The organism is Streptomyces sp. NBC_00285 (genome assembly GCF_036174265.1).
Classification (GTDB): domain Bacteria; phylum Actinomycetota; class Actinomycetes; order Streptomycetales; family Streptomycetaceae; genus Streptomyces.
In genome coordinates this window covers 2,494,699-2,514,023 of the sequence record NZ_CP108055.1, presented here as the reverse complement: position 1 = coordinate 2,514,023, position 19,325 = coordinate 2,494,699, and the positions used below count along the sequence as shown (strand labels likewise).

The following is a 19,325-nucleotide window of genomic DNA, read 5'->3' as shown; positions in this document are numbered from 1 at the left end:
CTCCACCCTAAGGACCGGACCGATGGAAGGGAGCGGCCGACCAGTGGCGTAGATTTCATCGAGGGCTGCGCCGATTGCGCGCACGCGACAGCCGAGACGCCGACACCGGTCACACAGCAAGGGGAGACAACGCGCTCATGAGCGATGTTCTGGAGCTTCAGGACGTATCCGTGGTTCGTGAGGACCGGGCTCTGGTGGACCAGGTCTCCTGGTCGGTCAAGGAGGGCGAGCGATGGGTCATCCTCGGCCCCAACGGCGCCGGCAAGACCACGCTCCTGAACCTCGCCTCCAGCTACCTCTACCCCAGCAAGGGCACTGCCACCATCCTCGGCGAGACCCTCGGCAGGCCCGGCACCGACGTCTTCGAACTGCGCCCCCGCATCGGCATGGCGGGCATCGCCATGGCCGACAAGCTCCCGAAGCGCCAGACCGTCCTGGAGACCGTACTGACAGCGGCGTACGGCATGACCGCCGGCTGGCAGGAGGAGTACGAGGACATCGACGAACAGCGCGCCCGCGCCTTCCTCGACCGCCTCGGCATGAGCGACTACCTGGACCGCAAGTTCGGCACCCTCTCCGAGGGCGAGCGCAAGCGCACCCTCATCGCCCGCGCCCTGATGACCGACCCCGAGCTCCTCCTCCTCGACGAGCCCGCCGCCGGCCTCGACCTCGGCGGCCGCGAGGACCTGGTCCGCCGCCTCGGCCGGCTCGCCCGCGATCCGATCGCGCCCTCGATGCTCATGGTCACCCACCACGTCGAGGAGATCGCCCCCGGTTTCACCCACGTCCTCATGATCCGGCAGGGCAAGGTCCTGGCCGCCGGGCCGCTGGAGCTCGAACTCACCTCGCGCAACCTGTCCCTCTGCTTCGGCCTCCCTCTCGTCGTCGAACAGGTCGGCGACCGCTGGACCGCGCACGGCCTGCCACTGTCGTGATCACGTGAAGTACCCGCAAAAACACGGGTAAGAAGCCCACCCCCGCTCCATCGCGCCCTGTCCGAGGGGGTACCCGCGGACCTACCATGACCACGTGAACGACATCAACGCATGGGTGTGGTGGCTCGTCGCGGCGGCAGCGCTCGGCATTCCGCTGGTAGTGACCGCGATGCCGGAGTTCGCCATGTTCGCGGTGGGCGCCGTCGCTGCGGCGGTCTCGGCCGGACTCGGCGGTGACGTCGTCGTCCAGGTGCTCGTCTTCGTCGTCGTCTCGGTCGCCCTCATCGCCGTCGTACGGCCCATCGCGAACCGGCATCGCTCACAGCGCCCCCAACTTGTCACAGGCATCGACGCGTTGAAGGGGAAACAGGCCGTCGTCCTGGAGCGCGTCGACAACACGGGCGGTCGGATCAAGCTCGCCGGCGAGGTCTGGTCGGCCCGCTCTCTCGACACCGGCAGTGCCTACGAAGTGGGCCAGGAAGTGGATGTCGTCGACATCGAGGGAGCCACGGCGATCATCATGTGACCTCGCAGGATGCAACTGAACCGAACGCACCACGTGTCACACGACGGTCTGTCAGACTCGACCAGCAAGATCTTCAACAACCATAAGATCTTCCGAAGAACACCGAGGCGGAGAAGGGCACGGGGAGCACGATGGAACCTGTCATCATCGTCTTGATCATCCTGGTGGTGTTGGTCTTCATCGCCCTGATCAAGACGATCCAAGTCATCCCACAGGCCAGTGCGGCCATCGTGGAGCGCTTCGGCCGCTACACCCGGACGCTCAACGCGGGACTGAACATCGTCGTCCCGTTCATAGACACCATCCGCAACCGCATCGACCTGCGTGAACAGGTCGTGCCGTTCCCGCCGCAGCCGGTGATCACCCAGGACAACCTGGTCGTCAACATCGACACGGTCATCTACTACCAGGTGACCGACGCACGGGCCGCCACCTACGAAGTCGCCAGCTACATCCAGGCGATCGAGCAGCTCACCGTCACCACGCTCCGCAACATCATCGGCGGCATGGACCTGGAGCGGACCCTGACCTCCCGCGAGGAGATCAACGCGGCCCTGCGCGGCGTCCTCGACGAGGCCACCGGCAAGTGGGGCATCCGCGTCAACCGCGTGGAACTGAAGGCGATCGAGCCCCCGACCTCCATCCAGGACTCGATGGAGAAGCAGATGCGCGCCGACCGTGACAAGCGCGCCGCGATCCTGACGGCCGAAGGTACCCGCCAGGCCGCCATCCTCACCGCCGAGGGCGAGAAGCAGTCCCAGATCCTGCGCGCCGAGGGTGAAGCGAAGGCGGCAGCCCTCCGCGCCGAAGGCGAGGCCCAGGCCGTCCGCACGGTCTTCGAGGCCATCCACGCCGGAGACCCCGACCAGAAGCTCCTCAGCTACCAGTACCTCCAGATGCTCCCCAAGATCGCTGAGGGCAACGCCAACAAGCTCTGGATCGTCCCCAGCGAAATCGGCGACGCCCTCAAGGGCCTCTCCGGAGCGATGGGCAACTTCGGCAACCTCGGCGGCGGTTCGGGCGGAGGCAACGGCGGCTCGGAACGCCGGGAGAACCCGCCGATCGACTGAACAGGCATTTCCGTACGACAAAGGGGCCCGCCTTCTCAGTGAAGGCGGGCCCCAACGCACTTAGGGGCGCTGGGAACTGCGCGACCAGCCACAATGAAGCCGCAGCCACACCGCACCGATCTCGAAGAGACGACTAGGCGGCGTCCCGCGCCAACCACTCCGGCAGCGCCGAGAAGTCCTCGTGCCCCAGCGACAGCAGCATCGCATCCGCCGGCGTCGGCTCGAACGGCTTCCGCAGCAACGGCATCCCCGCCTCCGCCGGAGTCCGGTTCGCCTTGCGGTGGTTGTCCTCCGCGCAGGAGGCCACCGTGTTCAGCCAAGTGTCCTGACCACCCTGCGACCGCGGCACCACGTGGTCCACAGTCGCCGCCCGCCGCCCGCAGTACGCGCACCTGTGCTGGTCACGTACCAGAACACCCCGCCGAGACCACGGGGCTTGTCTTCGGAAGGGCACTCGCACATACCTGCACAACCTGATCACCCGGGGCGCCGGTATGTCGACAGCGGCACCGCGCATGCGCAGTTCGGGGTGGGACTGCTCGACGACGGCCTTGTCCTGAAGCACCAGAACGACGGCGCGGTTCAACGTCACCGTCGACAGCGGCTCGAAGCTCGCATTGAGTACCAGCGTGTCCCGCATGACCAGCCCACCTCCCGTGCGCACCGGCCCACCCCCAGGCGGGCTTGGGCTTGGATCAACTCTGGCCGGGCACGCCGAGATGGACAACGCAATAAAAATGCCCGCCTCTGATCAATTCCATGACCAGAGGCGGGCAAACGTCCCATGAACGTCAGGCTTCGGCGGGCACTTCGTACTCACCGATCAACTGGGCACGGGCGATCGCGTGGAACCGCAGGTTGAAGCCCACAAAAGCCGGAGAGGCATCGGAAGCCGGCCCGAGCTTCTCCTGGTCCACGGCGTACACCGTGAAAACGTACCGATGCGGCCCGTCCCCGGCCGGCGGAGCGGCCCCACCGAAGTCGTTCGACCCGTAGTCGTTGCGCGCCTGTACGGCACCCTCCGGCAGACCCTCGAACTTCCCGCTGCCCGCACCCACCGGCAACTCGGTCACCGAGGCGGGGATGTCGAACACCACCCAGTGCCAGAACCCGCTGCCCGTCGGGGCGTCGGGGTCGTAGCAGGTCACGGCGAAGCTCTTGGTCCCACCCGGAAACCCCTCCCAGCGCAGCTGCGGAGAGGTGTTGCCGGCCGCGTAGACCTGAGCGTCCTTGAGGGGTGCGCCCTCGGCGACGTCCTCACTCGTGACCGTGAACGACGGCACGGGCGGATGGAAGTCATGGGGGAGCGGCCGCCGCTTGAGCTCGGTCACCTCGGTACCTCCTGAGCGATCATCCGGAATCAGTAGTTCCCGATCCTAGAACCAGTTGCGCTTGCTGCCGACCTCGGACAGCCACTGGTTGAGGTACCCGGCCCAGTCGGTGCCCTGGAAGTCGTGCACACCCACCTGGAAGGACCGGAAGGTGTCGCTGCCCTCGCTGAACAGCCCAGGCTTCTTGTCCATCTCCAGGATGACGTCCATCGCGTTCCCGTCCGCGACGAAGCTCAACTCGACCTGGTTGAGCCCTCGGTACTGCTGCGGCGGGAAGAACTCGATCTCCTGGTAGAACGGCAGCTGCTGGCGCGTCCCGCGGATGTGCCCGCGCTCCAGGTCCGCGTTCTTGAAGCGGAAGCCCAGTTGCATGAACGCGTCCAGGATCGCCTTCTGCGCCGGCAGCGGGTGCACGTTGATCGGGTCGAGGTCACCGGAGTCCACGGCACGCGCGATCGCCAGCTCGGTCGTCACACCGACGTTCATGCCGCGCAGCGCCTGCCCGTCGATCATCGTGATCGGTGTCTCCCACGGGATCTCCAGCCCGAACGGCACCGAGTGCACCGCGTTGGGCTGCAGCTCGAAGGCCCCGCCGAGCGACACCTTCGTGAACTCGATGTCCTGCTTGTACTCCTGGTCGCCGCTCTCGACCTCGACCTTGGCCTGCAGCCCGACCGACAGCCCCTCGATCCGCTGGTCGACGGACCCGCCCTGGATCCGCACCTCACCCTGGACGACACCACCCGGGACGACGTTGACCTCGGTCAGCACCGTCTCCACCGAAGCCCCACCGGCACCAAGGCTCGCGAGCAGCTTCTTGAACGCCATGTCTCTCCTTACAACGCGCGGATTCCTGATCCCTACAAACGCGATCCGGCCGTGGTCGGTTCCGGGCCCTCACCCTGGCAAGCGGACGGACCCTTGACCACCCCTTGGCACACCCCGTCTGGACTACGCTCGTACGCCATGATCACGCCCCCGGACCGTACGCCACTCACACGAGAGTTCTTCGACCGCCCCGCACTGGACGTCGCCCCCGACCTCGTCGGCCGCACCCTCGTCCGTACGACCCCGGACGGCCCGATCGCGGTGCGTCTCACGGAGGTCGAGGCATACGACGGTCCGAACGACCCGGGCTCCCACGCCTACCGCGGCCAGACGCCCCGCAACAGCGTGATGTTCGGTCCGCCCGGGTACGTGTACGTCTACTTCACCTGCGGCATGTGGTTCTGCATGAACCTGGTGTGCGGACCGGAGGGTCGCGCGAGTGCCGTCCTGCTCCGCGCAGGCGAGGTCCTCGAAGGCGCGGACCTGGCGCGCAAACGTCGATTCTCAGCCCGAAATGACAAAGAACTGGCCAAAGGACCGGCTCGCCTCGCCACCGCCCTGGGGGTGGACCGGGCTCTGAACGGCACGGACGCCTGCGAGTCGGGCGAGACCCCGCTGCGGGTGCTTGCCGGCACCCCGGTTCCCTCCGACCAGGTACTCAACGGCCCACGGACCGGAGTGTCCGGAGACGGGGGCGTGCACCCCTGGCGGTTCTGGGCCGCCAACGACCCGACGGTGAGCCCCTATCGGGCCCATGTCCCGAGGCGCCGCTCAAGTTGACTCGCTCTTGGAAGATGCGTAACGTGGCCCGAGCCGCTTGACCCGGGTACGGCAATCGCCTGCAGCCGGAAGCGGCCAAACCACTACCTACAACTTCCCCTCAGCGGGGGCGATTTCGGTGTGCTCGCATGCTCGAATTCGAACTCGCAGAACTCGATTATGGGTTGCGGAGGGAATCCGCTAGCGTAGTGAATGTCGAAAGGCCCCGCCGACAGGGATTCAGTTCCGAAAGGCCCTGAGAAAATCAGGACCGAAAGGATCTGGTAGAGTCGGAAACGCAAGACCGAAGGGAAAAGCCCGGAGGAAAGCCCGAGAGGGTGAGTACAAAGGAAGCGTCCGTTCCTTGAGAACTCAACAGCGTGCCAAAAATCAACGCCAGATATGTTGATACCCCGTCTCCGGCCTTCATGGTCGTAGATGAGGTTCCTTTGAAGAATACACAGCGAGGACGCTGTGAGTGACCGCCTTATTCCGGTGGTTGCTCCGCTCTCGTGATGTGTGCACCCGATTACGGGTAAACATTCACGGAGAGTTTGATCCTGGCTCAGGACGAACGCTGGCGGCGTGCTTAACACATGCAAGTCGAACGATGAACCACTTCGGTGGGGATTAGTGGCGAACGGGTGAGTAACACGTGGGCAATCTGCCCTTCACTCTGGGACAAGCCCTGGAAACGGGGTCTAATACCGGATATCACTGCTACGGGCATCTGTGGTGGTTGAAAGCTCCGGCGGTGAAGGATGAGCCCGCGGCCTATCAGCTTGTTGGTGAGGTAATGGCTCACCAAGGCGACGACGGGTAGCCGGCCTGAGAGGGCGACCGGCCACACTGGGACTGAGACACGGCCCAGACTCCTACGGGAGGCAGCAGTGGGGAATATTGCACAATGGGCGAAAGCCTGATGCAGCGACGCCGCGTGAGGGATGACGGCCTTCGGGTTGTAAACCTCTTTCAGCAGGGAAGAAGCGAAAGTGACGGTACCTGCAGAAGAAGCGCCGGCTAACTACGTGCCAGCAGCCGCGGTAATACGTAGGGCGCAAGCGTTGTCCGGAATTATTGGGCGTAAAGAGCTCGTAGGCGGCTTGTCACGTCGGGTGTGAAAGCCCGGGGCTTAACCCCGGGTCTGCATTCGATACGGGCAGGCTAGAGTGTGGTAGGGGAGATCGGAATTCCTGGTGTAGCGGTGAAATGCGCAGATATCAGGAGGAACACCGGTGGCGAAGGCGGATCTCTGGGCCATTACTGACGCTGAGGAGCGAAAGCGTGGGGAGCGAACAGGATTAGATACCCTGGTAGTCCACGCCGTAAACGGTGGGAACTAGGTGTTGGCGACATTCCACGTCGTCGGTGCCGCAGCTAACGCATTAAGTTCCCCGCCTGGGGAGTACGGCCGCAAGGCTAAAACTCAAAGGAATTGACGGGGGCCCGCACAAGCAGCGGAGCATGTGGCTTAATTCGACGCAACGCGAAGAACCTTACCAAGGCTTGACATACGCCGGAAAGCATCAGAGATGGTGCCCCCCTTGTGGTCGGTGTACAGGTGGTGCATGGCTGTCGTCAGCTCGTGTCGTGAGATGTTGGGTTAAGTCCCGCAACGAGCGCAACCCTTGTCCTGTGTTGCCAGCGTGCCCTTCGGGGTGACGGGGACTCACAGGAGACCGCCGGGGTCAACTCGGAGGAAGGTGGGGACGACGTCAAGTCATCATGCCCCTTATGTCTTGGGCTGCACACGTGCTACAATGGCAGGTACAATGAGCTGCGATACCGTGAGGTGGAGCGAATCTCAAAAAGCCTGTCTCAGTTCGGATTGGGGTCTGCAACTCGACCCCATGAAGTCGGAGTTGCTAGTAATCGCAGATCAGCATTGCTGCGGTGAATACGTTCCCGGGCCTTGTACACACCGCCCGTCACGTCACGAAAGTCGGTAACACCCGAAGCCGGTGGCCCAACCCCCTTGTGGGGAGGGAGCTGTCGAAGGTGGGACTGGCGATTGGGACGAAGTCGTAACAAGGTAGCCGTACCGGAAGGTGCGGCTGGATCACCTCCTTTCTAAGGAGCATCTAGGCTGCCGGGCTTGCCCGGTGGTCCAGGGCCATTACGTCGGCATACGTTCGACGGTGGTTGCTCACGGGTGGAACGTTGATTATTCGGCATCGTCAGTCATCTCGGGCTGCAAGTACTGCTCTTCGGAGCGTGGAAAGCTGATCATGAGTGGCGGGGATGCCGGGCACGCTGTTGGGTGTCTGAGGGAATGAAATTCCCTCGATGCCGGCCCCAGTGAACTCCAGCTCAGGTTGGGGGTGATGGGTGGCTGGTCGTTGTTTGAGAACTGCACAGTGGACGCGAGCATCTGTGGCCAAGTTTTTAAGGGCGCACGGTGGATGCCTTGGCACCAGGAACCGATGAAGGACGTGGGAGGCCACGATAGTCCCCGGGGAGCCGTCAACCAGGCTTTGATCCGGGGGTTTCCGAATGGGGAAACCCGGCAGTCGTCATGGGCTGTCACCCATACCTGAACACATAGGGTATGTGGAGGGAACGCGGGGAAGTGAAACATCTCAGTACCCGCAGGAAGAGAAAACAACCGTGATTCCGGGAGTAGTGGCGAGCGAAACCGGATGAGGCCAAACCGTATACGTGTGAGACCCGGCAGGGGTTGCGTGTGCGGGGTTGTGGGATCTCTCTTTCACAGTCTGCCGGCTGTGAGGCGAGTCAGAAACCGTTGATGTAGACGAAGGACATGCGAAAGGTCCGGCGTAGAGGGTAAGACCCCCGTAGTCGAAACGTCAACGGCTCGTTTGAGAGACACCCAAGTAGCACGGGGCCCGAGAAATCCCGTGTGAATCTGGCGGGACCACCCGCTAAGCCTAAATATTCCCTGGTGACCGATAGCGGATAGTACCGTGAGGGAATGGTGAAAAGTACCGCGGGAGCGGAGTGAAATAGTACCTGAAACCGTGTGCCTACAAGCCGTGGGAGCGTCGCGCATCAAGTTTACTTGGTGCGTCGTGACTGCGTGCCTTTTGAAGAATGAGCCTGCGAGTTTGCGGTGTGTTGCGAGGTTAACCCGTGTGGGGAAGCCGTAGCGAAAGCGAGTCCGAATAGGGCGTTTCAGTAGCACGCTCAAGACCCGAAGCGGAGTGATCTAGCCATGGGCAGGTTGAAGCGGAGGTAAGACTTCGTGGAGGACCGAACCCACCAGGGTTGAAAACCTGGGGGATGACCTGTGGTTAGGGGTGAAAGGCCAATCAAACTCCGTGATAGCTGGTTCTCCCCGAAATGCATTTAGGTGCAGCGTCGTGTGTTTCTTGCCGGAGGTAGAGCACTGGATAGGCGATGGGCCCTACCGGGTTACTGACCTTAGCCAAACTCCGAATGCCGGTAAGTGAGAGCGCGGCAGTGAGACTGTGGGGGATAAGCTCCATGGTCGAGAGGGAAACAGCCCAGAGCATCGACTAAGGCCCCTAAGCGTACGCTAAGTGGGAAAGGATGTGGAGTCGCACAGACAACCAGGAGGTTGGCTTAGAAGCAGCCACCCTTGAAAGAGTGCGTAATAGCTCACTGGTCTAGTGATTCCGCGCCGACAATGTAGCGGGGCTCAAGCGTACCGCCGAAGTCGTGTCATTCCAGCACATACCCCCAACGGGGGCTGGGATGGGTAGGGGAGCGTCGTGTGCCGGGTGAAGCTGCAGCGGAAGCTAGTGGTGGACGGTTCACGAGTGAGAATGCAGGCATGAGTAGCGATACACACGTGGGAAACGTGTGCGCCGATTGACTAAGGGTTCCTGGGTCAAGCTGATCTGCCCAGGGTAAGTCGGGACCTAAGGCGAGGCCGACAGGCGTAGTCGATGGATAACCGGTTGATATTCCGGTACCCGCTGTGAAGCGTCAAACATTGAATCAGGCGATGCTAAGTCCGTGAAGCCGTTCCGGACCCTTCGGGGAATGGAAAGTGGTGGAGCCGGCGAACCAGACTTGTAGTAGGTGAGTGATGGGGTGACGCAGGAAGGTAGTCCATCCCGGGCGGTGGTTGTCCCGGGGTAAGGGTGTAGGACGAATGGTAGGCAAATCCGCCGTTCATTAAGTCTGAGACCTGATGCCGAGCCGATTGTGGTGAAGTGGATGATCCTATGCTGTCGAGAAAAGCCTCTAGCGAGTTTCATGGCGGCCCGTACCCTAAACCGACTCAGGTGGTCAGGTAGAGAATACCGAGGCGTTCGGGTGAACTATGGTTAAGGAACTCGGCAAAATGCCCCCGTAACTTCGGGAGAAGGGGGGCCATCACTGGTGATCCGATTTACTCGGTGAGCTGGGGGTGGCCGCAGAGACCAGCGAGAAGCGACTGTTTACTAAAAACACAGGTCCGTGCGAAGCCGTAAGGCGATGTATACGGACTGACGCCTGCCCGGTGCTGGAACGTTAAGGGGACCGGTTAGTCACATTTCGGTGTGGCGAAGCTGAGAACTTAAGCGCCAGTAAACGGCGGTGGTAACTATAACCATCCTAAGGTAGCGAAATTCCTTGTCGGGTAAGTTCCGACCTGCACGAATGGCGTAACGACTTCTCGACTGTCTCAACCATAGGCCCGGTGAAATTGCACTACGAGTAAAGATGCTCGTTTCGCGCAGCAGGACGGAAAGACCCCGGGACCTTTACTACAGTTTGATATTGGTGTTCGGTTCGGCTTGTGTAGGATAGCTGGGAGACTGTGAAGCGGGCACGCCAGTGTCTGTGGAGTCGTCGTTGAAATACCAGTCTGGTCGTGCTGGATGTCTAACCTGGGTCCGTGATCCGGATCAGGGACAGTGTCTGATGGGTAGTTTAACTGGGGCGGTTGCCTCCTAAAGAGTAACGGAGGCGCCCAAAGGTTCCCTCAGCCTGGTTGGCAATCAGGTGTTGAGTGTAAGTGCACAAGGGAGCTTGACTGTGAGACCGACGGGTCGAGCAGGGACGAAAGTCGGGACTAGTGATCCGGCGGTGGCTTGTGGAAGCGCCGTCGCTCAACGGATAAAAGGTACCCCGGGGATAACAGGCTGATCTTCCCCAAGAGTCCATATCGACGGGATGGTTTGGCACCTCGATGTCGGCTCGTCGCATCCTGGGGCTGGAGTCGGTCCCAAGGGTTGGGCTGTTCGCCCATTAAAGCGGTACGCGAGCTGGGTTTAGAACGTCGTGAGACAGTTCGGTCCCTATCCGCTGCGCGCGCAGGAATATTGAGAAGGGCTGTCCCTAGTACGAGAGGACCGGGACGGACGAACCTCTGGTGTGCCAGTTGTCCTGCCAAGGGCATGGCTGGTTGGCTACGTTCGGGAGGGATAACCGCTGAAAGCATCTAAGCGGGAAGCCTGCTTCGAGATGAGTATTCCCACCCCCTTTGAGGGGTTAAGGCTCCCAGTAGACGACTGGGTTGATAGGCCGGATCTGGAAGGCGGGTAACCGCTGGAGGTGACCGGTACTAATAGGCCGAGGGCTTGTCCTCAGTTGCTCGCGTCCACTGTGTTAGTTCTGAGACAACGAACAGTTGTCGGCTAGAGCTTGAACCACACAACAGAAAAGTGTGCTTGTTCGCTCGAAACCATTAGGGTTTCGGTGGTCATAGCGTGAGGGAAACGCCCGGTTACATTCCGAACCCGGAAGCTAAGCCTTACAGCGCCGATGGTACTGCAGGGGGGACCCTGTGGGAGAGTAGGACACCGCCGAACAATATTTGGAGGACCCCTGGTCCCAGCGTTCAGCTGGGACCAGGGGTCCTTTTGTTTTTAGAATGCTTGCAGTGCCGAAGACAGGAGTCACCATGTCCACCAACTCTCCCGACGACCGACCGGAGCGCGACCAGCAACGACGGGACAGTGGTGACCGTGGTGATCGAGGCAACCGGGGGGACCGTGGCGGCTTCCGCCGCGACGACAACCGCGGTGGCAGCGACCGCGGCGGCAATGACCGTGGTGGCAATCGCGGTGGTGGTTACGTACGCCGTGACGATCGTCGCGATGACAACCGTGGCGGCGGCAGCGACCGTCGCAGCGATGACCGTGGCGGGGATCGTGGTGGTTTCCGGCGTGATGACAACCGCGGCGGCAGCTACGCACCTCGCCGTGACGACAACCGCACCGGTAGCGGTGACCGTGGTGGTTTCCGGCGTGACGACAACCGCGGCAGCAGCTACGCGCCCCGCCGTGATGACAGTCGTGGTGGTGACAGTCGTGGTGGTGATCGTGGGGCTCGTCCTCCGTTCCGCCGTGACGACCGGCCGGCTGGTCCTCGCCGGGACGACCGTGACCGTGGGTTCCAGCGGGACGGTGACCGGCCTGCCTTCCGTCGCGATGACCGCGGAGACCGTGGCGAGCGCGTAGAGCGCCGCGACGACAACCGCGGCAGCAGCTACGCGCCCCGCCGTGACGACAACCGCACCGGTAGCAGTGACCGTGGTGGCTTCCGACGCGACAATGATCGCCGCGACGACCGTCGCAGCGATGACCGTGGTGGTTTCCGCCGTGATGACAACCGCAGCGGTGGCGGAGATCGTGGTGGCTTCCGCCGTGATGACAGTCGTGGTGGTGATCGTGGGGCTCGTCCTCCGTTCCGCCGTGACGACCGGCCGGCTGGTCCTCGCCGGGACGACCGTGACCGTGGGTTCCAGCGTGACGGTGACCGGCCTGCCTTCCGTCGCGATGACCGCGGAGACCGTGGCGAGCGCGTAGAGCGCCGCGACGACAACCGCGGCAGCAGCTACGCGCCCCGCCGTGACGACAACCGCACCGGTAGCAGTGACCGTGGCGGTTTCCGCCGTGACGACAACCGCACCGGTAGCGGTGACCGTGGCGGTTTCCGCCGTGACGACAACCGCACCGGTAGCGGTGACCGTGGCGGTTTCCGACGTGACGACAACCGCGGCGGCAGTTACGCGCCTCGCCGTGATGACAACCGCAGCGGTGGCGGGGATCGTGGTGGTTTCCGACGTGATGACAACCGCGGCAGCAGCTACGCGCCCCGCCGTGACGACAACCGCAGCGGTGGCGGGGATCGTGGTGGCTTCCGGCGTGACGACAGCCGTGGTGGAAGTGGTGGTCCCCGTAGGGACGATCGCGGTGGGCGGCCCGGTGGGTTCCGTGGGCGGGATGACCGGGGAGGTGGCGACGACCGGCGTGGCGGTGGGCGCTTCCGTGAGGAGCGTGACCGGGATCGTGAGCCGATCAAGCGGCTGCCGATTCCCGAGGACGTCACCGGCGACGAGATCGACAAGGACGTACGACAGGAGCTGCTGAGCCTGCCCAAGGGGCTTGCGGAGGATGTCGCCAAGAACCTGGTGATGGTCGCCCGGCTCATCGACGAGGACCCGGAGGGCGCGTACGCGTACTCCAAGATCGCCCTGCGGCTGGCGTCGCGTGTGGCCGCCGTACGGGAGGCGGCCGGGTTCGCGGCGTATGCGAACCAGAAGTACAGCGAGGCTCTCTCCGAGTTCCGGGCCGCGCGGCGGATGACCGGGAACGTGGAACTGTGGCCGGTCATGGCCGACTGCGAGCGGGGGCTCGGGCGGCCGGAGAAGGCGCTGGAGATGGCCGGGGCGCCCGAGGTGCACAAGCTCGACAAGGCCGGGCAGGTCGAGATGCGGCTCGTCGCCGCCGGTGCCCGGCGTGACATGGACCAGTTGGATGCGGCCATCGTGACGCTCCAGAGCCCCGAGCTTGCCTCCAACTCCGTGCAGCCGTGGACCGCGCGGCTGCGGTACGCGTACGCCGACGCGCTGCTCGCGGCCGGTCGGGAGGACGAGGCGCGGGAGTGGTTCGCCAAGGCCGTGGAGTCCGACAAGGACGGCAGCACGGACGCCTCCGACCGGCTCGCCGAGATGGACGGGGTGGAGTTCGTCGACGCCTTCGACGAGGCTGAGGCTGAGGGCGACGCCGAGGGTGACGTCGAGGTCGAGGGTGACGCTGAGGTCGTCGTCGAGAAGGCCGTAGAAGACGAAGACGATGACGAGGGCGACCTCAAGGACTGAGGGCGGCGGTGGAGTGAGAAGAAGGGGCGGGATCCCGGGATCCCGCCCCTTCTTGCGTCATACGTCCAGGGCGCGAAGGACCAGTCCCGACGCCGGCTTCGGGCCGAACGACGTCGACTTGCGGGGCATCGTGACGCCCTGGCGGGCGAGGTCGCGGACGACCTCCTCGCGGACCGGGTGCATCAGGACCGCGGTGCCGCCGTCGCGTTCCGCCTTCTTGACCGTGGCGGCGGTGTCGTGGATGTAGGCGATGCGGGCGGGGTCGTCCTCGGGGATGTGCCAGATGTGGGCGAGGAGGGTGGCGTGCAGGACCGTGGCGTCCAGGGTGCGCCAGGCGGTGGGGCGGTCCCCGGGGATCGTGCGGGACAGGAGATCCGGGTCGGGGCGGTCGACGAGGTGGAAGGCGCCGTCGCCTGCGAGCAGAAAGGCGTTGCCCGCGCAGGCCGCGTCGGCGAGGGTCTCCAGTGCTTCCGCCAGGGGAACATCGAGGTGTCGTACCCGGAAGAGGCCGTCGAGAAGGGCGAGGGACGTGGCCACCGGGACACCGTGCAGAAGGCGGTGGATGGCTCGGACGCGGAGGGGGTAGCGCGCTGTGTCGACGAGGAGGACCAGGCCGTGGTCCCACGGGCTCGGCGAGGGGTGCTCCGCGCGTAGCCGACGGTAGGTCGCCCAGCGGTGGTGGCCGTCGGCGATGAGGGCCTGGTGGTGGGCCAGGTCGGTCTGGATGCGGGCCAGGTCGGCCGGGTCGGTGACCGACCACAGGCGATGGCTGTAGCCGTCCTCCGTGGTGGTGGAGAGCAGCGGTGTCCGCTCGGCGGTGCGTTCCACGAAGTCGGCGGTGGAGCCGTTGCCGCGGTAGGTGAGGAGCAGGGGCTCCAGGTTCGCCGAGGTGGCGCGCATGAGGGCAGCGCGGTCGGCGACGACGTGCGGCATGACGTCCTCGTGGGGCAGGACGACACCCTCCGACGGGTCCGACAGGCGCAGGGTGCCGATGATTCCGCGCTGCAGCAGGCCGGCGCCGTCGTGCTGTTCGTAGACGTACAGGCCCGGTTCGGGGTCGGCGGCCAGGATCCCCTCGGACAGCCAGCCGCGCAGCGTGCGGGCCGCCTGTTCGTTGCGTTCGGCCGGGGTGGTGGCCTGCGGGAGGATCAGCCGGACGATGTTGTACGGGTCGTTGGACTGGAGTTGGTGCAGGCCGTCGGGGCGGACCACGACGTCGTACGGCGGGGATGTCACGGCGGCCAGGCTGCCGACCCGGTCGGGGTCGTAGCGCAGGCCTCGGAACGGGGTGAGTTCCAGGCCTCGGCGCGCTGTTGCTTCCGGGTGACCTGCTGTGTTCATCCCGGCATCGTACGGGTGTCAGTGGCATGGGGGATGATCGGGGGAAAGCCGTCGAACTAGGAGCGATGCGGAATGAGCCAGGGCGTGAGGACGAGGCCCGAGGGCAGTGGGCAGGCTCTGAACGAGGCGTACGACACGGCGCTGCTCGACCTCGACGGGGTGGTGTACGCGGGTGGGAACGCGATCGCGCACGCGGTCGAGTCGCTCGCCACCGCGCGTGAGGGGGGTATGCACCTCGCCTACGTCACCAACAACGCGCTGCGTACGCCCGATGCCGTGGCCGAGCACCTCACCGAGCTGGGGATACCGACGGGGGCAGACGACGTCATCACGTCCGCCCAGGCGGTCGCGCGGCTGATCAGTGAGCAGGTGCCGGCCGGGGCGCGGGTACTCGTCATCGGTGGCGAGGGGCTGCGGGTGGCCTTGCGCGAGCGGGGGCTTGAGCCCGTCGAGTCGGCGGACGACGATCCGGCGGCGGTCGTGCAAGGCTTCGGCGGGCCGGACCTGCCGTGGGGACGCTTCGCGGAGGCCAGCTACGCCGTCGCGCGCGGGGTGCCCTGGTTCGCGTCCAACACCGACCTCACGATTCCGAGCGGACGTGGCATCGCGCCGGGCAACGGCGCCGCGGTGGAGGTCGTGCGGATCGCGACCGGTGCCGAGCCGCAGGTCGCGGGCAAGCCGTTGCCGCCCATGCACCGGGAGACGATCCTGCGTACCGGTGCGAAGAAGCCGCTCGTGGTCGGAGACCGGCTGGACACCGACATCGAGGGCGCGTTCAACGGAGAGGTCGATTCGTTGCTCGTGCTCACCGGCGTCACCGACGGCGCCCAGTTGCTGGCTGCGCCGCCCCAGCACCGGCCGACCTATGTGGACGCCGATCTGCGGGGGCTGCTCACCGGGCAGCCCGAGGTCACCGAGGCGGGTGACGGCTTCCGGTGCGGTGGCTGGACGGCGACGGCCGGGACGGAGCGGCTGGAACTCGACGGTGACGGCGAGGCGCTGGACGGACTGCGTGCGTTGTGCGCGGCGGCCTGGACAGCGGGGGGAGAAGCGGCCTGCGAGCTGGACGGGGGCAAGGCGCTGGCCAAGCTGGGGTTGTGAGCCGTGGGGGCGGGCAGGCGTTCCTGTGATCCGGGTGCGGCCGGCCTCGGGATCGTGACCGATTGGCAGGGTAGGCTAACCTAACCTGGTGTTGGTCGACAGTCCTCCCGAACAGCGCGCGGAGACCGCCCCCGCGCCCCCAACCCGCCGGGCGATACGAGTCCTTGGGCTCCTCGTCTCCGTCGTGATCCTGTTGCTCGTCGCGGTGGCGAGCATCGCGATCGGGGCGAAAGGGCTGTCCGTCGCGCAGGTCTGGCACGGCCTGTTCGAGGACACGGGGACCTACGGCGACGTTGTCGTGGCGGACCGGCTGTCGCGGACCGTGCTGGGACTGCTCGCCGGCGCCGCGCTCGGCCTGTCCGGGGCGGTGCTCCAGGCGCTCACCCGCAATCCGCTGGCCGACCCCGGGCTGCTCGGCATCAACGCGGGCGCGTCCGCCGCGGTTGTCACCGCGATCACCTTCTTCGGCGTCACCTCACTCAACGGCTATGTGTGGTTCGCCTTTCTCGGCGCGGCAGCGGTCGGCGCACTGGTCTGGTTCCTCGGCGGCAGCCGGGGCGCCACCCCGGTACGGCTCGCGCTGGCCGGCACGGCGATCAGCGCGGCTCTGTACGGCTACCTCCAGGCCGTGATGATCACCGACGACCAGGCCCTCAACAAGATGCGTTTCTGGACGGTCGGTTCGCTGTCCTCGGCGAGCAACTCGACCATCCTCCAGGTGCTGCCGTTCCTCGTGGCCGGCTCGCTTCTGGCCCTCGCGCTCGCCCGGCCGCTCAACGCGATGGAGATGGGCGACGACACCGCCAAGGCCCTCGGCGCCAACCTCAACCGCACCCGGGCGCTGGCCATGCTCTCCGCCACCGTGCTGTGCGGTGCCGCCACCGCCGCCTGCGGACCGATCGTGTTCGTCGGCCTGATGGTGCCGCACATCGTGCGCTCCTTCACCGGACCCGACCTGCGCTGGATCCTGCCGTACGCGACCGTCCTGTCGCCCGCGCTGCTGCTGGGCTCCGACGTCCTCGGGCGGATCGTCGCCCGGCCCGCGGAACTCCAGGTCGGCATCGTCACCGCGCTCATCGGCGGGCCGGTCTTCATCTTTCTCGTACGACGGCGGAGGACGGCGCAGCTGTGAAGACCAACCGTGCCCTCAGGACCCCCGGCGGACTCTCGGTCCGGGTGGACGTCCGGGCCGCTGTCGTCGTCGGCCTGATCCTGCTCGCCGCGCTCACCGCGAGCGTCGTGCTGATCGGCACCGGCGACTTCCCGATCCCCGCCGAGGACGTCCTCAGGACCCTGCTCGGGAACGGCAACGCCGGTCAGGAGTTCATCGTCAACGAGCTACGGCTGCCCCGGGTCCTCGTCGGGCTTCTGGTCGGAGCCTCGCTCGGGCTCGGCGGTGCGCTGTTCCAGGCCATCTCCCGCAATCCGCTGGGCAGTCCGGATGTGCTCGGGCTCTCCCAGGGGGCGACGGCCGGGGCGCTCACGATGATCGTGCTGTTCTCCGGGAGCGCCGCTCAGATCACCGCGGGCGCGCTCGTGGGCGGCCTCGTCACAGGGTTCGCGATCTATCTGCTCGCCTGGAAACAGGGGGTGCACGGGTATCGGCTGGTCCTGGTCGGTATCGGTGTCTCCGCGATCGTCACCGCGGTCAACGGCTATCTGCTCACCAGGTCCACGCTCACCGAGGCGGCCCAGGCCGTCGTCTGGATGACCGGTTCGCTCAGCGGCCGTGACTGGGCGCAGGTCTGGCCGCTGCTATGGCTGTGCGCCGTCCTCGTCCCGCTGGTCCTCGTCAACGCGCGCGGCCTGAGGATGATGGAGATGGGCGATGACGTCTCGAACGCCCTCGGCGTGCGTGTCGAGCGCGTACGGCTGCTGTTGCTGGTCGCGGCCGTCCTGCTCACCGCCGCCGCCACCGCGGCCGCGGGGCCGGTCAGCTTCGTCGCGCTCACCGCACCGCAGCTGGCCCGCCGCCTGACCCGCTCGCCCGGCCCCAACCTGCTTCCGTCGCTGTGTATGGGCGCCACCCTCCTGGTCACCGCCGACTGGGTCTCGCAGAAGGTCTTCGGGGCCGACCAGCTGCCCGTAGGCGTGGTCACCGGAGTCCTCGGCGGCGTCTACCTGCTGTGGCTCCTGGTCACCGAGCGCAAGGCGGGCCGGATATGAGTGCCGGGATCATCCACGGCAGCGGACCGAACAACACAAGGAGCACCGTGAACCGCCTGTCCGCCGACAACGTCACCCTCGCCTACGACCAGCGCGTCATCGCCGAGCAGCTGTCGGTGGAGATACCCGACCACTCCTTCACGGTGATCGTCGGCCCCAACGCGTGCGGCAAGTCCACGTTGTTGCGGGCACTCTCGCGGATGCTCAAGCCCAGCCGGGGCAAGGTGCTGCTCGACGGGCAGGCCATCCAGTCGATGCCGGCGAAGAAGGTCGCCCGCGCCCTGGGCCTGCTCCCGCAGTCGTCGATCGCGCCCGACGGGATCACCGTCGCCGACCTGGTCGGCCGCGGTCGATACCCCCACCAGGGCATCCTGCGCCAGTGGTCCACCGAGGACGAGCGGGTCGTCCAGGAGTCGATGCGGCAGACCGGCGTCGCCGAGCTCGCCGAGCGGTACGTCGACGAGCTGTCCGGCGGTCAGCGGCAGCGGGTGTGGATCGCGATGGCGCTCGCCCAGCAGACCCCGCTGCTGCTGCTCGACGAGCCGACGACCTACCTCGACATCCAGCACCAGATCGACGTTCTCGATCTCTGTGCCGAGCTGCACGAGGAGCAGGGGCGGACGCTGGTCGCCGTCCTGCACGACCTCAACCACGCGGCCCGGTACGCCACGCATCTGATCGCGCTCAAGAACGGCAGGATCATCGCCGAGGGTGCCCCCAACGCCATCGTCACGGCCGACCTGGTCGAGGAGGTCTTCGGGCTGCGCTGTCAGGTCATCGACGACCCTGAGACGGGGACACCGCTGGTGGTGCCGGCGGCCCGCAAGGCACGCATGCGCGTGGAGGCCGTCAGCGAGACCGTGGGTGCTACAGAAGCTTCCTGAGCTGGAACAGATCCCTCAGACCGGCCTCCAGCTTCACCCGACCCGAGCCCCAGGCCTTGGCGAAGTTCAGTTCGCCGTTCACCAGGGCCACCAGGTCGTCACCGGACATGGTCAGCCTGATCTGCGCCTTCTCCTTCGGCGGGCCCTGGAGGGTGTCCCGCACCACGATTCGGCCGCCCGTCATCCGGCCGACGAAGGTCACGTCGAGATCCGTGATGCGGCAGCTCACCGAGCGGTCCATCGACGCCGCCGAGGCGGCGTCCCCCTCGGCGTTCCGCATGGTGTCGGAGAGCTTCTCGAGTGCGGCGCGGCACTCCTCGATCGTGGCCATCGCGATCGACGGTACCCCAGGGGTTCGAGGTAGCGT

Annotated in this window: 14 protein-coding genes, 3 rRNA genes and 2 pseudogenes; 14 read left to right on the top strand and 5 right to left on the bottom strand. The window is 65.5% G+C overall.

Annotated elements, in window-relative coordinates; translation table 11 throughout:
- Nucleotides 1-137: 137 nt before the first annotated feature.
- The 3 genes and pseudogenes from OHT57_RS11465 to OHT57_RS11455 form a co-directional block, all read left to right on the top strand.
- A pseudogene (locus tag OHT57_RS11465) lies at nt 138-668 on the top strand (ABC transporter ATP-binding protein); the annotation flags it as partial.
- A 361-nt stretch (nt 669-1,029) separates the two neighbouring features.
- Nucleotides 1,030-1,461 carry an NfeD family protein gene (locus OHT57_RS11460; RefSeq protein ID WP_328746040.1) on the top strand — a complete coding sequence of 144 codons (432 nt, stop codon included), beginning with the start codon at nt 1,030-1,032 and terminating at the stop codon, nt 1,459-1,461.
- Nucleotides 1,462-1,592: 131 nt separating this feature from the next.
- Nucleotides 1,593-2,531, top strand: coding sequence for an SPFH domain-containing protein (locus tag OHT57_RS11455; RefSeq protein WP_328746039.1), 939 nt, complete (start codon nt 1,593-1,595; stop codon nt 2,529-2,531).
- Nucleotides 2,532-2,664: 133 nt separating this feature from the next.
- Here the strand turns inward: OHT57_RS11455 and OHT57_RS11450 are convergent, their stop codons facing one another.
- The 3 genes from OHT57_RS11450 to OHT57_RS11440 form a co-directional block, all read right to left on the bottom strand.
- Nucleotides 2,665-3,171, bottom strand: a complete 507-nt coding sequence (locus OHT57_RS11450; RefSeq protein WP_328746038.1) for an HNH endonuclease — start codon at nt 3,169-3,171, stop codon at nt 2,665-2,667.
- A gap of 151 nt (nt 3,172-3,322) precedes the next feature.
- Nucleotides 3,323-3,862 carry a YbhB/YbcL family Raf kinase inhibitor-like protein gene (locus tag OHT57_RS11445; RefSeq protein WP_328746037.1) on the bottom strand — a complete coding sequence of 180 codons (540 nt, stop codon included), beginning with the start codon at nt 3,860-3,862 and terminating at the stop codon, nt 3,323-3,325.
- Nucleotides 3,863-3,907: 45 nt separating this feature from the next.
- Nucleotides 3,908-4,690, bottom strand: coding sequence for a sporulation protein (locus OHT57_RS11440; RefSeq protein WP_328746036.1), 783 nt, complete (start codon nt 4,688-4,690; stop codon nt 3,908-3,910).
- Between the two features lie 138 nt (nt 4,691-4,828).
- Here OHT57_RS11440 and OHT57_RS11435 point away from each other — a divergent pair, with 138 nt between their 5' ends.
- The 7 genes and pseudogenes from OHT57_RS11435 (at nt 4,829) to OHT57_RS11405 (ending at nt 13,466) form a co-directional block, all read left to right on the top strand.
- The gene (locus OHT57_RS11435) at nt 4,829-5,470 is read left to right on the top strand and encodes a DNA-3-methyladenine glycosylase (protein WP_328746035.1); all 642 of its coding nucleotides are present in this window, start codon (nt 4,829-4,831) and stop codon (nt 5,468-5,470) included.
- A 521-nt stretch (nt 5,471-5,991) separates the two neighbouring features.
- A 16S ribosomal RNA gene (locus OHT57_RS11430) occupies nt 5,992-7,519 on the top strand.
- A gap of 305 nt (nt 7,520-7,824) precedes the next feature.
- Nucleotides 7,825-10,949: ribosomal RNA gene (locus OHT57_RS11425) — 23S ribosomal RNA — on the top strand.
- 106 nt (nt 10,950-11,055) lie between these two features.
- Nucleotides 11,056-11,172, top strand: a 5S ribosomal RNA gene (gene rrf, locus OHT57_RS11420).
- Together the 16S, 23S and 5S rRNA genes form the textbook arrangement of a ribosomal RNA operon.
- Nucleotides 11,173-11,351: 179 nt before the next feature.
- Nucleotides 11,352-12,197, top strand: a pseudogene (locus tag OHT57_RS47435) (hypothetical protein); the annotation flags it as partial.
- 16 nt (nt 12,198-12,213) lie between these two features.
- On the top strand, nt 12,214-12,735 hold the full coding sequence (locus tag OHT57_RS47430) for a hypothetical protein (RefSeq protein WP_443053656.1): 522 nt from the start codon (nt 12,214-12,216) through the stop codon (nt 12,733-12,735).
- Complete coding sequence (locus tag OHT57_RS11405) at nt 12,672-13,466, top strand: hypothetical protein (protein ID WP_328753177.1); 795 nt, start codon at nt 12,672-12,674, stop codon at nt 13,464-13,466. The genes OHT57_RS47430 and OHT57_RS11405 overlap by 64 nt, the downstream gene beginning before the upstream one ends.
- 57 nt (nt 13,467-13,523) lie before the next feature.
- On the opposite strand, the gene OHT57_RS11400 is transcribed toward OHT57_RS11405, so the two are convergent.
- On the bottom strand, nt 13,524-14,807 hold the full coding sequence (locus tag OHT57_RS11400; RefSeq protein WP_328746034.1) for a DUF1015 domain-containing protein: 1,284 nt from the start codon (nt 14,805-14,807) through the stop codon (nt 13,524-13,526).
- A 72-nt stretch (nt 14,808-14,879) separates the two neighbouring features.
- On the opposite strand from OHT57_RS11400, the gene OHT57_RS11395 reads away from it, so the two are divergent.
- The 4 genes from OHT57_RS11395 (at nt 14,880) to OHT57_RS11380 (ending at nt 18,958) form a co-directional block, all read left to right on the top strand.
- A complete protein-coding gene (locus OHT57_RS11395; RefSeq protein WP_328746033.1) occupies nt 14,880-15,908 on the top strand; it encodes an HAD hydrolase-like protein in 1,029 nt (342 codons plus the stop codon).
- 88 nt (nt 15,909-15,996) lie between these two features.
- Nucleotides 15,997-17,040: a FecCD family ABC transporter permease gene (locus tag OHT57_RS11390; RefSeq protein ID WP_328746032.1), complete on the top strand. Its 1,044-nt coding sequence runs from the start codon at nt 15,997-15,999 to the stop codon at nt 17,038-17,040.
- Nucleotides 17,037-18,074, top strand: coding sequence for a FecCD family ABC transporter permease (locus OHT57_RS11385; protein WP_328746031.1), 1,038 nt, complete (start codon nt 17,037-17,039; stop codon nt 18,072-18,074). Before OHT57_RS11390 ends, OHT57_RS11385 begins: the two co-directional genes overlap by 4 nt.
- Complete coding sequence (locus OHT57_RS11380) at nt 18,071-18,958, top strand: ABC transporter ATP-binding protein (protein WP_328746030.1); 888 nt, start codon at nt 18,071-18,073, stop codon at nt 18,956-18,958. The genes OHT57_RS11385 and OHT57_RS11380 overlap by 4 nt, the downstream gene beginning before the upstream one ends.
- Here the strand turns inward: OHT57_RS11380 and OHT57_RS11375 are convergent.
- Entirely contained in the window at nt 18,942-19,289 is a 348-nt protein-coding gene (locus OHT57_RS11375) for an SCP2 sterol-binding domain-containing protein (RefSeq protein ID WP_328746029.1), read from the bottom strand. The genes OHT57_RS11380 and OHT57_RS11375 overlap by 17 nt on opposite strands.
- Nucleotides 19,290-19,325: the final 36 nt, after the last annotated feature.